Source organism: Streptococcus sp. 3167, assembly GCF_013277175.1.
Lineage (GTDB): Bacteria > Bacillota > Bacilli > Lactobacillales > Streptococcaceae > Streptococcus > Streptococcus pseudopneumoniae.
Window position 1 is genome coordinate 1 of sequence record NZ_VMML01000090.1, and the last position, 15,542, is coordinate 15,542.

The following is a 15,542-nucleotide window of genomic DNA, read 5'->3' on the forward strand; positions in this document are numbered from 1 at the left end:
AAACTTCCCATAATGTTTCTTATGTGCTTCAAGTATATAAAAAGGCGTAAAAATACGCCTATAGATAATGGGGTTGAAATAGGTTTATTGTTGATGAGATTGTAGATAATTCAATTTTTTACTTCCAATCGAATACTTAAAACCTCCACCTTTTCTGCCTGTAATTGTTCATCATAAAATTCAATATCTTCAGGATTTTCCCCTTGGCAACCTCGGTAGAAATATTCTTCCGCTCGATCAGGATTCAAAAATCGACAAGCACAAACAAAACAGTCTCCATCATCATTTATTGAGATAATATAGTAGATTGAAATAAGATGTAAACAAATCGATTAGGAAAGTTAAATTAGTTTCTAGAAATTTTTAGCAGATGTAGTGTACTATTCTAGTCTCAATTTACTATGGCTTCAAATATATCTTTCGAAAAAATATTTACAGATGTGTAATTTTGAAGCTTGCAAAAGTTAGTAAACTTGTAGATTTCGATTTGAAGTAACTTGTTTTCTTGCCCGATATTGTTTTTGAAATTGAATTTTTCCATAGTGACTCCTTAATTTTCTTCTACACGTCTGATGATAAATCTAATTCGCAAAAGAGTCAAGAGGATTTTTCGAAAAATAAATAGCGACCGAAATCGCTATTTTAAGGGTTATAGGTATTTGATGGCTTAGACTGCTGTGTGACTGTTTGCCCTCAGGCAATCTTTCTTCTATATTAGTATTAGTAAAGGTCTAAATAATTATCAATTTCCCATTGTGAAACGAAGGTTGCATAACTTGCCCATTCGATTCGCTTGGCTTCAAGGAAACTAGTATAGATATGTTCTCCAAGAGCCGCTCTGACAACCTCATCTTCTGTCAAAGCTTTCAAAGCGTTGTGAAGAGTTGATGGAAGGTCTGTAATACCAGCTTCCTTACGCTCTTCTGCTGTCATGATGTAAATATTTTCTTCAATAGGAGCTGGTGCTTCGATTTTATTTTCAATACCATGCAAACCAACTTCCAATAGAACTGCCATAGCGATGTATGGGTTTGCCATCGGATCCACTGAACGCAACTCAAGACGAGTTCCCATACCGCGTGAAGCAGGTACGCGCACAAGTGGCGAACGGTTACGACCAGCCCAAGCAATGTAAACAGGCGCTTCATAACCTGGAACCAAACGTTTGTATGAGTTAACCGTTGGGTTCATGATGGCAGTATAGTTGTAGGCATGTTTGATCAAACCACCGAGGAAATGGTAGGCCGTTTCTGACAACTGCATTCCTTTTGGATCATTTGGATCAAAGAAGGCATTGTTTCCTTCTGCATCAAACAAGGACATATTACAGTGCATACCTGATCCGGCAATACCAAATTTTGGTTTGGCCATAAAGGTTGCGTAAAGCCCATGTTTGCGAGCAATGGTTTTAACAACAAGTTTAAAGATTTGAATCTTATCACAAGCACGGAGAACTTCATCGTACTTGAAGTCAATCTCATGTTGTCCAACCGCAACCTCGTGGTGACTGGCTTCTACTTCAAATCCCATTTTGGTCAAGACATTCACAATCTCACGACGTGTGTTGTCCGCAAGATCAGTAGGTGCCAAATCAAAGTAGCCACCCTTGTCATTCACCTCAAGTGTTGGGTCTCCATTTTCATCCAGTTTAAATAAGAAGAATTCTGGCTCTGGTCCAAGATTGAAGGATTTGAATCCTACTTCTTCCATGTGACGAAGAGCACGTTTCAAATTGCCACGAGGGTCACCTGCAAATGGTTCACCTTCTGTTGTATAGACATCACAGATCAAACCTGCAACACTTCCATTTTCATCTCCCCACGGGAAGACTGTCCATGTATCCAAATCAGGGTACAAGTACATATCCGACTCATTGATACGTACAAAACCTTCAATAGAAGATCCATCAAACATAGCCTTGTTTGACAAGACTTTATCTAACTGTTCATCTGTAGCAGGAATTTCGACGTTTTTCATGGTTCCCAAAATATCTGAGAACATGAGACGGATAAAGGTAACATTTTTTTCCTTGACTTCACGACGAATATCTGCAGCTGTGATTGGCATGAGTTTTCTCCTTAAATGTATGACTACTTGCGGTTGCCTAACCGCGACCAAAAGGTGACCGTACTGAAGCAAAGCGACCCTGTTGGAGGAGTTCATTGTGAAGTGCACGACGTACTTCAGTCTGACTAACCGCTTTCTTGGATTTCGCTTCACGTTCAGCATATTTTTTCTTAATGGCAGCGATATTATAACCTTCAGAGATATAATCTTTGATTTCAAGCAGACGATCCATGTCATTCAAGGAATACATGCGACGGTTCCCTTCGTTTCGATCAGGCTTAATCAACTCTTGATCTTCATAATAACGAATCTGACGCGCCGATAGATCGGTCAACTTCATAACACTGCCGATAGGAAAAACAGCCATATTTCGGCGAAATTCTTTTTCCTTCATTTACAATTTCCTTCTTTCTGTCTATTATAGTCTAAAAAAAGACAAACGTCAATTGATAATGTTATAAAATGTAACATTATTTTTCTTTTTTCTCTAAAAAGAGCCGAATACGATCAATATCGTAATTTACGAGAATTGCGACAAAAACTCCCATGAAAGTTTCTGATACACGCGCAAACACGTACAAAATCGTTTCCCCACTCGGGATCGATAGTGTAATAATTAACATAGCTGCTACACCACCAATAACCCCTGCTTTGTTATTCATGGCTACATTTGTCATAATGGTTAACATGGTGCAGATTGGAACAACAACTAAGGTTACCCAAAAGGCTTCGTGGAAAAAACTATTTATTAGGAAGAAAACCAAGGCATAGAGGCCACCGATACTATTTCCTAGAATACGCGAAGTCCCAAAATGGACACTCTTATCAAAACTCTCCCTCAGGCTAAAAACGGCTGTCAAAGCACCAATTTGAAGACCTTTCCAACCAAAAAAGCCAAAAATCAAGAGAACTAGAAAAACAGCAATACCTGTTTTAAAGGTTCGCATACCAAGTTTGAACTGGGATTTATCGAATTTATATTTTTTAAAATAACTCATAATCTCAACTTTCTATTTCCATTTTATCATAAATCGGTGATTTTTATGAGGAATAGTTGAGAGGAAGCGTTTTTATTTTGAGCAAAAGAAAAGAGGAACTTTCACCCCTCTCTTCTTTGATTTGTTTATAAAATCTTATTTTTCTGTCAAGGCTGCAAGTCCTGGAAGAACTTTACCTTCGAGAAGTTCCATTGATGCTCCACCACCGCGTCACAAATACCTACACTAACACAAAAAGGTGACATAGCCACCTTTTTGTTAACGTTTCAGTTTTCTTCCTTTTCTACAAAATCAGGATTTTGTAGAGACTAACGGGCTGAAATTATTTTTCTGTAAGTGCAGCCAAACCTGGCAATACTTTACCTTCAAGAAGTTCCATTGATGCTCCACCACCAGTAGAGATCCATGAGAACTTGTCTGCACGACCAAGGTTGATTGCTGCGGCAGCTGAGTCACCACCACCGATGATTGATTTAACACCTGGTTGTTTCACGATAGCGTCCATCACACCGATTGTACCAGCTTGGAAGTCTGGGTTTTCAAATACACCCATAGGTCCGTTCCATACAACTGTTTTGGCACCAGTCAAAGCTTCGTCAAATTTAGCGATAGATTTTGGACCGATGTCAAGACCAAGGAAGCCTTCAGAAACTGCTTCACCTTCAGTGTCACGCACTTCAGTGTAACCAGCAAATGCGTTTGCTTCTTTTGAGTCAACTGGCAAGATCAATTTACCGTTTGCTTTTTCAAGAAGAGCTTTCGCAACATCCAATTTGTCTTCTTCTACAAGTGAGTTCCCGATTTCGATACCTTGTGCTTTATAGAATGTATAAGTCATACCACCACCGATAAGGACTTTATCAGCTTTTTCAAGCAAGTTTTCGATAACACCAATCTTGTCTGAAACTTTTGAACCACCAAGGATTGCTACGAATGGACGTTCTGGAGTTTCAACTGCTTCTTGGATGTAGGCAATTTCGTTTTCAAGAAGGAATCCAGCAACTGCTTTTTCAACGTTTGCTGAGATACCAACGTTAGATGCGTGTGCACGGTGAGCTGTACCGAATGCATCGTTTACGAAGATACCATCTCCAAGTGATGCCCAGTATTTACCAAGTTCAGGATCGTTTTTAGATTCTTTCTTGCCGTCAACATCTTCGTAACGAGTGTTTTCAACCAAGAGAACTTGTCCATCTTCAAGAGCGTTGATCGCTGCTTCCAATTCAGCACCACGAGTTACACCTGGGAACACAACATCTTGACCCAATTTTGCTGCCAAGTCAGCTGCTACAGGAGCAAGTGATTTACCAGCTTTATCAGCTTCTTCTTTCACACGTCCAAGGTGAGAGAAAAGAATTGCACGTCCACCTTGTTCGATGATGTACTTAATAGTTGGAAGAGCTGCTGTGATACGGTTGTCGTTAGTGATTACGCCATCTTTCAATGGTACGTTGAAGTCAACACGAACGAGGACTTTTTTACCTTTCAAGTCAACGTCTTTAACAGTAAGTTTTGCCATGTTACAAAAACCCCTTTATTTATTTTATTCGAAACTATTATATCACACTTTGGAAATATAAGGAAAGATTTCACAAGATTTTTCGATATTTAATCTTCATCTTCTTTTTTCTGTTTCAATGTCAATGCTAAACTAGCAAGACCAAGGCTTGCCAATCCTGCTATTAGGGCTTCATTGGCATCAGCAGTTCCTGTATTTGGCAATTGTTTGCCTGCTTCTTCTGATTTAACTGCTGTATTTTGGGCTGGTTTTTCTTGTGTAGGCGCTACTGCTGGTTCTGTTTTTACTTTTGTTCCAATTTCAACAATTTCTGGAATCGCCTCTTGGATGACTTCTGTTGAACGAAGACGACGCTGACCGTTTTCATCAACTTCAAAGACATGTCTCAACAGACCATCTCGTCCCTGTATGATGACTCGTTGTTCCCCAACTAGTATATCAGCATTTTCATGCTCTTGACGGTCAAAGGCAACCTTTTCCTCTTGAACTTCCAATTTAGGAGCCTTTTGTTGATCAGAAGCCGGTTGATTAGTAGTTTTTGGAAGGACTATGTTTTGTTGTTCTGGTTTAGTTGAGATAGTAACAAGGTCATTTGCACCATTAGATTCTACTCGTGGTTTCTCAGCAGATTCATAAACAAAGGCATAATGAGTAAAGTGTGGTGCTGTAAAGATAACATGACTATCCGTTTGTTCAAAAGCCAATTCCACTGCCTCTTTGCCTCCAGGTAAGAAGAATACTCTCTTCACTTTCTTATCTTTTTCAATTGGAATTTTCACAATAGAAGCGTAAGAAAGATCAACGTCTTGACCTTTTTCATCTAGACCTTCTATTTCAAAGACATGAGCATCTTCTCCAGCAAAGTATTTCTTCTCTTCAGCACTTGCTTGAACACGCTCTACTTTCAAGCCCTTGATGACAGTCTTCTCTTTATTTGAGAAGTGCACTTCAACACCTGTTTTACTATCAGAAAAGACTGCTGGCTTGTCTTCTTTCAATAAAGCAACCAGATCTTTCAAACTCTGTTTCGCTGTTGCAAGCTCTTCTGAACTCAAATCTACTTTTTCAACCAAGGCCTTGTTCTTTTCAAGAAGCGGAGCTAGGGCAGAACCTGAAGGATGGTTTGGTTTGGCAGCCAAGAGTTCTTGAGCCTCACCTGTTAAGCGATCGAGTTCTGTCTTTTCTTCCGTAAATTTCTCTTGACCATTCAGAGCTTTATGAGCTTCTGTCAATTTATTAAGTCGGTCATTAACCTGATCTTGGGTGCTAGTTTCATGGTCTTTCAACACTTGTTCGGCCGCTTCAATTGCTTTCAAGAAGGCTTCTTTTACTTCTGGTGAAGCAAAGTTATAGACCACCTTATTCTTAGCTGCTTCAACTTCTGCTAACTTTTGTTTGAGGTACTCATCGTTCAATGCGGCTTTTGGAGATACCAAAACATCAAAATTGACTTCATGACCTTGGTAACGAATCGTCAAGGTTTGACGACCAGTCTTTTGAGCATGGTAACCAGAAATTTCAACTCCCTCATCAGTAAAGGAATGTTCTTCCATGGTGTCATTGCTATAAGCCACTGCAAAGCGTCCTTCAGACAAGTCTAAGTTATCACCAACTAGGTAATCTTTTTTCGGTTCCTGACTTACTTTAATTCCCAAAATAGTTTTCGGACTTGCTTCATCTTGACTAGTAACAGTCACTGATAAATTCGCATTTACTGGTTGTCCCAAATATTGGAGAGTAAGATTTTGTTCTCCCTTATGATGCGTGTCAAATCCTGATACTGATACACCTGCGTGAGTTAGGCGAACGAGTTCGTCCTCAGCTCCACCTTCATACCGAACTCGAAGAACACCACCTCTAAGGTCCAAATCCTCCCCTTCGGCGTAGCTTGTTTTCTTAGGTCCTGTTTCTAGGCTGACTGACTTGATTTTTCTGTCATCTTTTGGAACGGAAACTGCTAGGACATTACTAATTTCCTTGCCTGGAAACTGGGTACGATAGTACAGAAGACCAGATTGATTTGTCAAATCCAATGGTGCACTTGCTAGGTCTCCTCCAACTTCGCTCTTCAAGGTTGCAAGCGGAGTTTGAGAATTTGGATTGTCATAAACGGTAATGGTTGCTCCAGCTGGTACATCCGCAAAACCAACCTGTACCTTGTTATTGCCTAGAGAACGGGCTGCAGCCTTGGCCATCGGAATATTGACACTCTCAGTATCAAGCTTTTCATACATTTTCCAGTTATAGATACGAATAGCCTTCCATGGAGTTCCATTGTCAGAAGTGACAACATTTAAGCGCCAATCTTGAGCTGTGATAGGTTTATCAAGGGTAATATCTGTAACATGAGCTTTATTGCCACGGACTTCCTTAGCCAACTTCCATTGACCATCCGCATCTTTATAATAGAGGTCAAAGTCTTTGGTGTTCATCAAACCATCGTTGACAGATTCTCCACCAGCTCCAGCATGATCCATGACCCATCTCACAACACGGCGTGGTTGTGTCAAACGAATATCAACGCTACCACTTAATTGAGAAGAAGACCATTTGTCAGATAGACTGGTGATGGTCCCATTCAACATACCTTCGATACCTTCTCCACCTTCTGTATCTGGGAAGGTACTTCCGATAACAGTAGCCCCTGGAACGATGTTTTCTGCTAGAGGTCTTGGAAGACTTGTGTCTTGGACAGTCATCCCCCACTCAAAGTTTGTAGTTGCTGCTTCAGAACGAAGGCCATTCTTACCAACTGCAACAACCTTCAACTCCTGACTAGTACCAGTCGCACTAGCTGAGCGGCTAACTTTTGGTAGGTAGATCGTAGTTGCAGATGAACCTGTCAATAGGCGCCAAGCATCGCCATCCTTTTCATAGACTTCATAGAAATCAGCATCTTTATGACCAGTAAATTGTACAACTGCTTCCGCTTCTTGGGCATTTTTAAGGACTTGTTTGGCTACAGCTACTGTGGTTGGTGCCTGAGGAGCATCTTGATTATTGCTGATGGTCAATTGCCCCAGGTTAAATTGATAACCTTTTAAGTCTTTGTCATTTTCAAAATAGAGTTTAATACCGTAAATTGTTTTACCTGCCAAGGCACTCAAATCAAAATCATCGGTAGTCCAGTTATCTGAAACTGTCAATTCTTTACGGGCAGCTTCATCACCATAGGTATAATCTTTCTTGGTTGCAAATTCTACATAAACCTTGGTCCCTTTGCCTCCTTTGTGGGCAACATGCAATTTGGTTGTATCTGTCACCTTCAAGCGAGTAGAGTACAAATTCACATCTTGCTTGGTCGCACCTGAAAGATCCCCTGCAAATTTAAGAGAAGTTCCACCATTATAAGCATCTTCAAAATCATAGCTTGCTTTCAACTTATCACCAGTTGATTTTTGCCACCAGCGCCATGTTGGAAGAACACCTGAAACTGAACGGTAATTCCACTCAGAATCCTTAGAAACCTTACCATCTACGAACCATTTTCTACCATGACCTGTATTAAAAGAAGTGGTAAAAGTATGACCTACTGCTGGCGTGCGGTCCGCAACTAGGTTGGCAATCCCGTACCAGTCCTTGTCATCTGGTTTTTGACCAGTTGGATCGCCTTGGTAACCAGTGAAGAAGATATTTTCATTCTTATGATAGTCTTCGCCTGTCTTGCCAAGACTTGTAATAGTATCTGGCGCAAAGAGACCAAGTGACAAGCGAAGTTTGCCATTTTCATCTAAAAGGGCATCCCATTTCACTTTAGTCTTATAAGAACCACCCTGTTGCAATTCCAATCCTGCAAAGACATCGTACTGGCTACGCTCTAGCCATTTGGCCATAGCTACAGAGTAATCATTCTTCTCTTTGGTCCAGTTAAAGTTAGCAAAGAAGTGATCAGCGGGTACCTTGTCCCCCTCTTTTTGCATAAACTGATAGTTGTATTCTCCTAAACCATCTTGGTGGTAACGTCCATAGTTATAAGTCATGGCATCGTACCAAGAATACTTGATTGGATGGTTTACCTTAGCAGCATACTCCTTGGTATAGAGCATAAACTGGCGCATCTTTTCTCCAAGAGGTTCAACCAAATCCCCAGTTGTTTCTTGGTTAATGAAATAGCCATCATAGCCATAATACTTGGCCATATCTACCAATTTACGGGCAATTGGGAAGCTACCATCTGCGTCTTGCTTCAAAGCTTCAGCGAATTTTTCTTGATCAGCAATACTATTAGACCAGTTGAAGAAGAGTGTACCATATACAGGAACCCCGTTACGGTGACCTGCATCAATAACGTCAGGAGTTGGTACGAGACCTTCCCAGAAGACCATTGAATCTAGATATTGCCAATAGTCAAAAGCATAGGCCTTGAACTCTTCTCCACCAACAGAAGCATGGTCTTTTGCTTTAGAATTGGTGTTTGATAAGGCTTGAACTTTTGCTTCCTTGCTAGCTTTTTCATTGACTAAATGACCTGTCCGACGTGAAGCGAGGACAACAGATCCGCGGTTAATAGCATCATCTTCACGAGCACCTGGTTCCCATTTTAACAATTCTTCCCAAGAATTAAATTTGATTTCCTTTGGTTTTAATGTTTTTTCTGTATTTTTAGGGACATCTGGCTGGACTTCTTTTTCAGTCTTATTAGCTTCGGCTGCTGGCTTAGACTCATCCCCTTGGTTAGTTGCTTCGGGCTTTGCTTCTGTTTCCTTGTCAGACTTAGGTTTTGCTTCTGCAGATGGTGTTTCTGCAACCACCTCACTTGCTTTTTCCTCTGGTTTAGCTGCGCTAGCTGCTTCTGCAGTTTCAGTAGTTGCAGCTTCATTGCTTGCTGGCGAAGCAGTTTCAGATGCTATCGCTACTCCTTCTGCCTTTTCTAGCTTGTTTTCTCTAGCATGTTCCCCTTCATTCTGCTTATCAGCTTCATTGGTCGAATGCTCACTCTCTCCTGAAACAAGCTCTGTATTAGCTCCGCTATTTTCAGGAACTGCAGTTTCTTCAGCCAAGGCTGGACTAGCAAATAAAACAGCACCAATCATCAGCGAGCAGGCTCCTACTGATAACTTACGAATACTGTAACGACAACGTCTTTCAAAAAATGAATTCTTCATTTTCTCCTCCTAAAAAATTGATTTTGTTGCACAAAAGAAAGCGCTTAACTTTCTTTATAAAATTTTTATCCCAATCACAGGGACCAAGATAATCACATTTTTATCCTAAAGCATTTTTTGACAAAAAACAATAGCTGTTTTCACAAATCTAAAATAAGGTTAAAAACTCTTAAAAATAATACACTTATCAATTATAATTTTCTTTTACAAACTTGACATTAACACTTGTTAGATTTACTTTTATCCTTTAAAATAGAATAGGAGATATTCCGCGATTATTTTTCGGAGGAAAAAGAAATGTCCATTAATTGGCAGGAAATTTTATTTCACTTTTTAGGTGGTCTGGGGCTATTCTTATATAGTATCAAGACCATGGGAGACGGTTTACAACAAGCTGCTGGAGATCGCCTTCGTTTTTACATTGACAAATATACTAGTAATCCTTTCTTTTGAGTTCTGGTTGGTATTGGGATGACTGCTCTAATTCAGTCTAGTTCTGGTGTAACAGTTATCACAGTCGGCCTGGTCAGTGCCGGTCTCCTAACCTTACGTCAGGCTATCGGAATTGTCATGGGGGCTAATATCGGGACAACAGTCACATCCTTTCTTATTGGGTTTAAACTAGGTGACTATGCCCTACCTATGCTCTTTATCGGTGCTGTCTGTCTCTTTTTTACGAAAAATCGGACAGTCAATAATATCGGACGCATCCTCTTTGGTGTCGGTGGTATCTTTTTTGCCCTCAATCTTATGAGCGGTGCAATGGCTCCACTCAAGGATTTACAGGTCTTTAAGGACTATATGATTGAGCTAAGTAAGAATCCTGTTTTGGGTGTCTTTGTCGGTACCGGCTTGACCTTACTGATTCAAGCTTCCTCGGCTACCATCGGGATTTTACAAAACCTCTACGCCAGCAATCTCATTGACCTGCAAGGAGCTTTGCCAGTTCTATTTGGTGACAATATCGGGACAACCATTACAGCCATCATTGCCTCTTTAGGTGCTAATATTGCAGCTAAACGGGTAGCAGGAGCTCATGTTGCCTTCAACGTTATCGGAACAGTCGTCTGCGTTATTTTTCTAGTTCCTTTTACAGCCCTGATTCATTGGTTTGAAGCTACGCTAAATCTAGCACCAGAAATGACCATCGCCTTTGCTCACGGAACCTTTAATATTACCAATACCATTGTCCAATTTCCATTTATCGGAGCTCTGGCTTACTTTGTAACCAAGATTATTCCTGGAGAGGACGAGGTTGTCAAATATGAACCCTTATATCTTGATGAGCATTTCATCAAACAAGCCCCATCTATCGCTCTCGGAAATGCTAAGAAAGAGCTCTTGCATTTAGGAAACTACGCTGCCAAAGCCTTTGACCTTTCCTATAAGTATATCATTGACTTGGATGAAAAAGTTGCTGAAAAAGGGCATAAAACCGAAGAAGCCATTAACACCATCGATGAGCAATTAACACGTTATCTCATTGCCCTTTCAAGCGAAGCTCTCAGTCAAAAAGAAAGCGAAGTGCTCACCAATATCCTTGATTCCTCCCGTGATTTGGAACGGATTGGAGACCACGCGGAGGCTCTACTCAATCTGACTGACTATCTTCAACGTAAAAATGTTGAATTTTCTGATGCCGCCTTGAAAGAATTAGAGGAAGTTTATCGTCAAACTAGTGACTTTATCAAAGATGCTCTGGATAGTGTGGAAAACAATGATATTGAAAAAGCACGCAGTCTTGTAGAACGTCATGAAGCAATCAATAAGATAGAACGTGTTCTCAGAAAAACCCACATCAAACGCCTCAACAAGGGCGAATGTTCAACACAAGCTGGGGTCAACTTTATAGACATCATCTCACACTACACTCGTGTATCAGACCACGCTATGAACCTTGCTGAAAAGGTTTTTGCAGAACAAATCTAAGAACCAAGAAGCTATCCATCATAATTGGATGGCTTTTTGCTTTTTCCTAAGCAAGACTAGGCTGAATGAAACTGAAAGAGTATTCTGCAGATATATAGTATATTGAAACTAGAATAGTACACCTCTATTTCTAAAACATTGTTAGAAATCGATTTGACTGTCCTGAACGATTTATCCTGTTATTATTTCATTTTATTATAGTGGATTAAATTAAAAAAGTATAGTATATTGAATCTATAACAGTACATCTTGACTGCTAAAATATTTCTATAAATTAATTTGACTTTCCTGATAGAGTTGTTCACATCTTATTTCAATTCACTATACAATCCAGTTCCTAAAACTTTGCTAGAAATTGATTTGGCTTTCCGAATTAATTTGTTCAAATTTTATTTCATTTCAATATACTGAAAAATCCATTCACTAGCACAGGGCAAGAGGGAGTCGCTATTGATTTCAACGGTAGCAGGTACATACAGAGGACTCCTACCTCAGATATACTGCAATATCATCGTATGCAAAAAACCTCTGAGATTTTTCTCAAAGGTTCTGATTTTGCTAATTGCTGTTCTCAACCGCTGCAGTAACAAAGGCAGTGTAGAGTTCTTCTGGTCGGTTTGGACGGCTTGACAGTTCAGGGTGATACTGACAAGCTACAAAGAATTTATTTTCAGGAATTTCCACGATTTCTACCAAACGATTGTCTGGAGAAACTCCTGAAAAGACAAAACCTGCTGCCTCAAACTGCTCACGGAAGGCATTATTAAACTCATAACGGTGACGGTGACGGCGTTGCACCACTTCTTGATTATGATAAGCAGCTGCTGCCTTAGAGCCACGTTTCAACTTAGACGGATAAAGCCCCAAGCGAAGGGTTCCCCCCATATCCTCAACATCAATCTGATCACGCATGATATCAATGATAGGGTATTTTGTTTCTGGTGCAAGCTCTGCAGAATTGGCACCTTCGAGTCCTAAAACGTGACGAGCAAATTCGATACATGTCAACTGCATTCCCAAGCAGACTCCCAACATTGGAACATCATTTTCACGCGCATAGCGGATGGCTTGGATTTTCCCTTCTGTACCACGTTGACCAAAACCACCTGGTACGATGATCCCGTCCGCATCAGACAAGAGTTCTGCTACATTCTCTGCTGTCACATCATTGGCATTGACCCAATTGATTTTAACTTCTACATCATTGACATAGCCAGAGTGTTTCAAGGCTTCGACCACTGAGATATAGGCATCTTGCAACTCCACATACTTACCAACAAGGGAAATCTTAACTTGTTTCTTGAGGTTCATGACCTTGTCCACCATGGCTGACCATTCTGTCATATCCGCTGCTGGTGCGTCTAATTTCAAATGGTCACAGACAATTTGGTCCATACCTTGTGCCTGCAAGTTCAGTGGAATTTGGTAAAGATGTTCGACATCCAACGATTCGATAACGGCTTCTGGTGCCACATCACAGAACTGGGCCAGTTTATTTTTAATTCCTTGACCAGCTGGCTCTTCTGTACGAATCACCAACATATTTGGTTGGATTCCCAATCCACGCAATTCTTTTACAGAGTGCTGAGTTGGTTTGGTCTTCATTTCACCAGCGGCCTTGAGGTAAGGAAGCAAGGTTGTATGGATGTACATAACATTATCCGCACCCACATCCGCCTTCATCTGACGAAGGGCCTCTAGGAATGGCAAGGACTCGATATCTCCAACAGTTCCACCAACCTCTGTGATAATGACATCAGAGTCGGTCGTTAGAGCGGCACGCTTGATTTTTTCTTTTAAAGCATCTGTGATATGAGGAATAACCTGAACAGTTGCCCCAAGGTATTCTCCACGACGTTCCTTACGAAGAACTTCACTGTAAATTTTACCAGTTGTCACGTTGGAATATTTGTTGAGATTGATATCGATGAAACGTTCATAGTGACCCAAGTCCAAATCTGTCTCAGCTCCGTCATCTGTCACAAAAACTTCCCCGTGCTGGTAAGGACTCATAGTTCCTGGATCAATATTGATATAAGGGTCAAATTTTTGAATGGTTACTTTAAGACCACGATTTTTCAAGAGACGGCCCAGACTCGCTGCCACAATCCCTTTCCCAATAGACGATACCACACCACCAGTTACAAAAATATATTTCGTAGACATAGATTCCTCTTTCTAAAGTGCTCAAGGTCTTGCTAACTACGTGGGGACATAGAAAACAAGACCCTACTAATAAGAATAATCTGGGACGACTGCACCAGATTCACAACTAATACTCTTCGAAAATCTCTTCAAACCGCGTCAACGTCGCCTTGCCGTAGATATGTGTTCCTGACTTTGTCAGTCTTATCTACAACCTCAAAACAGTGTTTTGAGCAGCCTACGGCTAGTTTCCTAGTTTGCTCTTTGATTTTCATTGAGTATAAAATACAAGAAGATAACTTCTTGTAAAAACAAAAATAGCTCCCTAAGAACTAGGGAGCTCCGACCTCTAAAAGAGGTGCCCGAACAATATGATACCTAAAAATAGGATAATTGTCAATAGCTAACTTTTATTCCTCGATGATTTCAGCATCATCATCTGAAAACTCGTCGTCTTCGTTGAGATCCACATCTTCTCCCAAGTCATCTGGAGCGATTTCGTTGATTTCTGCATCATAAGCTTCCACTTCATTTTTTTCATCATCTGGATTTTCATCATCGTATGAAAGAGCTGGATCTGCTTCGTATGCATCTTCGTCTTCTGGATCATCTGCATTGTAGTCAATGGCATCTGAATCACCATCCATAAAGGCATTGACACGTTTTTTCTTAGCTTTTGGTGCTACTTCATCGTCGTCATTTTCTTCAAGAGCGATGATTTCTTCGTCGATTTCGTCCACACCATACCATGAACGAAGACCCCATTTGTTGTCCCCAAGTGAGATGAAGCTACCGTCAAAGTTCAACTCTGTGTAGAACAAAGGCAAAGCTTCGCGGATATCGCTGTTTGATGTTCCAAGGTAGTTTTGAATTTCATTTACAAGATCGCTAAAATGCATCTCATGATCGCGACCACGAAGTTCCAAGATAGCACGCGCTACCTCAATCATAGATAGTTCACTTTTTTCTTGCCCAGCAAATACTTCTAATTCCAAAGCGTTTCTCCTCATTTATACTACTATCGCCAGAGCAAACAGACTCTGACCTCATTTTATCATTTACTCTTTATTTTACGATAATTTTGCGGAATAGTCAAAGGTTAAGGGGGAGAAAGTGGCAGGATTAGACTAATTCCAATATAAAACTCCTTCCTTTTTCTGTTGCTCCATTTTCCACAAATCCAAGCGACTTGAAACACCTCCTAGAAGCATGATTGTAGGTGTAGATTTCCTTAACTCTCAATTCTTTCCATCCTTTTACTCAAGCAAATTCAATCAAAGCACTTAGAATCTTTTTTCCAAGTCCTCGATGTTGGTAAGCGGAATTCCCAATCACAATGGGGAGATTATCCTGAGATAGTGTAATATCCCCAATTGGAAACCATTCTCCCTTCTCCTTGACTTCAATCCAAAAAGGCTCACCATGCCAATCCAAATAGAAATACATGGCTTCCAAGGTCGCTTGACTGTAAGGAAGCTTCACCCCATCTACGAGGTAAACCAAGTTCACATCCTGATACCAAGCAAAAGCTTCCTCACAATGATTGACCTTATAATAAGGAACAAGACACAATGCACTACCTTTTCAACAAAAGAGTTGCTGCTTGATTAAAACCATCACACCAGTTATACCATTTTGCTTCATACCCATCTTGAGCTAGGATACGATCTTCTAAATCAAAAACAGAGTAAATAGACTTCCTGCAAAACTAGAATCCTAGTTCATGATTGATAATACCAACAATCAAATTCATTCGTAATCCGAAGCGTTTACGATGAT

General features: G+C 40.4%; 11 protein-coding genes and 3 pseudogenes. 2 read left to right on the top strand and 12 right to left on the bottom strand.

Annotated features, from left to right (window positions below; all coding sequences use genetic code 11):
* Positions 1-110: 110 nt before the first annotated feature.
* Both HT678_RS10445 and HT678_RS11640 read right to left on the bottom strand, forming a co-directional pair.
* Positions 111-248: a hypothetical protein gene (locus HT678_RS10445; RefSeq protein WP_001067594.1), complete on the bottom strand. Its 138-nt coding sequence runs from the start codon at positions 246-248 to the stop codon at positions 111-113.
* A gap of 143 nt (positions 249-391) precedes the next feature.
* Positions 392-541, bottom strand: a complete 150-nt coding sequence (locus HT678_RS11640; protein ID WP_000410533.1) for a hypothetical protein — start codon at positions 539-541, stop codon at positions 392-394.
* Between HT678_RS11640 and HT678_RS10455 the strand changes: the two genes are divergently transcribed.
* Positions 506-625 carry a hypothetical protein gene (locus tag HT678_RS10455; RefSeq protein ID WP_001808898.1) on the top strand — a complete coding sequence of 40 codons (120 nt, stop codon included), beginning with the start codon at positions 506-508 and terminating at the stop codon, positions 623-625. The two genes, HT678_RS11640 and HT678_RS10455, sit on opposite strands and share 36 nt — an antisense overlap.
* 95 nt (positions 626-720) lie before the next feature.
* On the opposite strand, the gene glnA is transcribed toward HT678_RS10455, so the two are convergent.
* From glnA to HT678_RS10480, 5 genes are all read right to left on the bottom strand, one after another.
* Entirely contained in the window at positions 721-2,067 is a 1,347-nt protein-coding gene (gene glnA / locus HT678_RS10460) for a type I glutamate--ammonia ligase (protein ID WP_001122886.1), read from the bottom strand.
* A 37-nt stretch (positions 2,068-2,104) separates the two neighbouring features.
* Complete coding sequence (gene glnR, locus HT678_RS10465) at positions 2,105-2,461, bottom strand: transcriptional repressor GlnR (RefSeq protein ID WP_000659548.1); 357 nt, start codon at positions 2,459-2,461, stop codon at positions 2,105-2,107.
* Between the two features lie 76 nt (positions 2,462-2,537).
* Positions 2,538-3,065 (bottom strand): aromatic acid exporter family protein, encoded by a 528-nt coding sequence (locus HT678_RS10470; protein WP_000119914.1) that lies wholly within the window; start codon positions 3,063-3,065, stop codon positions 2,538-2,540.
* Between the two features lie 322 nt (positions 3,066-3,387).
* Positions 3,388-4,584: a phosphoglycerate kinase gene (locus tag HT678_RS10475; protein ID WP_001096743.1), complete on the bottom strand. Its 1,197-nt coding sequence runs from the start codon at positions 4,582-4,584 to the stop codon at positions 3,388-3,390.
* A gap of 89 nt (positions 4,585-4,673) precedes the next feature.
* Positions 4,674-9,689 (bottom strand): bacterial Ig-like domain-containing protein, encoded by a 5,016-nt coding sequence (locus tag HT678_RS10480; RefSeq protein ID WP_172924995.1) that lies wholly within the window; start codon positions 9,687-9,689, stop codon positions 4,674-4,676.
* Positions 9,690-9,986: 297 nt separating this feature from the next.
* On the opposite strand from HT678_RS10480, the pseudogene HT678_RS10485 reads away from it, so the two are divergent.
* Positions 9,987-11,618, top strand: a pseudogene (locus HT678_RS10485) (Na/Pi cotransporter family protein).
* Positions 11,619-12,176: 558 nt separating this feature from the next.
* Here HT678_RS10485 and HT678_RS10490 read toward each other — a convergent pair.
* The 5 genes and pseudogenes from HT678_RS10490 to HT678_RS10505 all read right to left on the bottom strand — a co-directional run.
* A complete protein-coding gene (locus HT678_RS10490; protein WP_000105243.1) occupies positions 12,177-13,784 on the bottom strand; it encodes a CTP synthase in 1,608 nt (535 codons plus the stop codon).
* A 128-nt stretch (positions 13,785-13,912) separates the two neighbouring features.
* The gene (locus tag HT678_RS11815; RefSeq protein WP_050315417.1) at positions 13,913-14,038 is read right to left on the bottom strand and encodes a hypothetical protein; all 126 of its coding nucleotides are present in this window, start codon (positions 14,036-14,038) and stop codon (positions 13,913-13,915) included.
* 135 nt (positions 14,039-14,173) lie between these two features.
* Positions 14,174-14,758 (bottom strand): DNA-directed RNA polymerase subunit delta, encoded by a 585-nt coding sequence (rpoE, locus tag HT678_RS10495; RefSeq protein WP_000418403.1) that lies wholly within the window; start codon positions 14,756-14,758, stop codon positions 14,174-14,176.
* Between the two features lie 127 nt (positions 14,759-14,885).
* Positions 14,886-15,335, bottom strand: a pseudogene (locus tag HT678_RS10500) (GNAT family N-acetyltransferase).
* Positions 15,336-15,339: 4 nt separating this feature from the next.
* A pseudogene (locus tag HT678_RS10505) lies at positions 15,340-15,462 on the bottom strand (chromosome partitioning protein ParB); the annotation flags it as partial.
* Between the last annotated feature and the right edge of the window lie 80 nt (positions 15,463-15,542).

Excerpts from the sequence above, each read along its gene's own strand:
- HT678_RS11640 (WP_000410533.1), bottom strand. The coding sequence starts at position 541 with ATGGAAAAATTCAATTTCAAAAACAATATCGGGCAAGAAAACAAGTTA.
- glnA (WP_001122886.1), bottom strand. The coding sequence starts at position 2,067 with ATGCCAATCACAGCTGCAGATATTCGTCGTGAAGTCAAGGAAAAAAAT.
- glnR (WP_000659548.1), bottom strand. The coding sequence starts at position 2,461 with ATGAAGGAAAAAGAATTTCGCCGAAATATGGCTGTTTTTCCTATCGGC.
- HT678_RS10470 (WP_000119914.1), bottom strand. The coding sequence starts at position 3,065 with ATGAGTTATTTTAAAAAATATAAATTCGATAAATCCCAGTTCAAACTT.
- HT678_RS10475 (WP_001096743.1), bottom strand. The coding sequence starts at position 4,584 with ATGGCAAAACTTACTGTTAAAGACGTTGACTTGAAAGGTAAAAAAGTC.
- HT678_RS10480 (WP_172924995.1), bottom strand. The coding sequence starts at position 9,689 with ATGAAGAATTCATTTTTTGAAAGACGTTGTCGTTACAGTATTCGTAAG.
- HT678_RS10490 (WP_000105243.1), bottom strand. The coding sequence starts at position 13,784 with ATGTCTACGAAATATATTTTTGTAACTGGTGGTGTGGTATCGTCTATT.
- HT678_RS11815 (WP_050315417.1), bottom strand. The coding sequence starts at position 14,038 with ATGAAAATCAAAGAGCAAACTAGGAAACTAGCCGTAGGCTGCTCAAAA.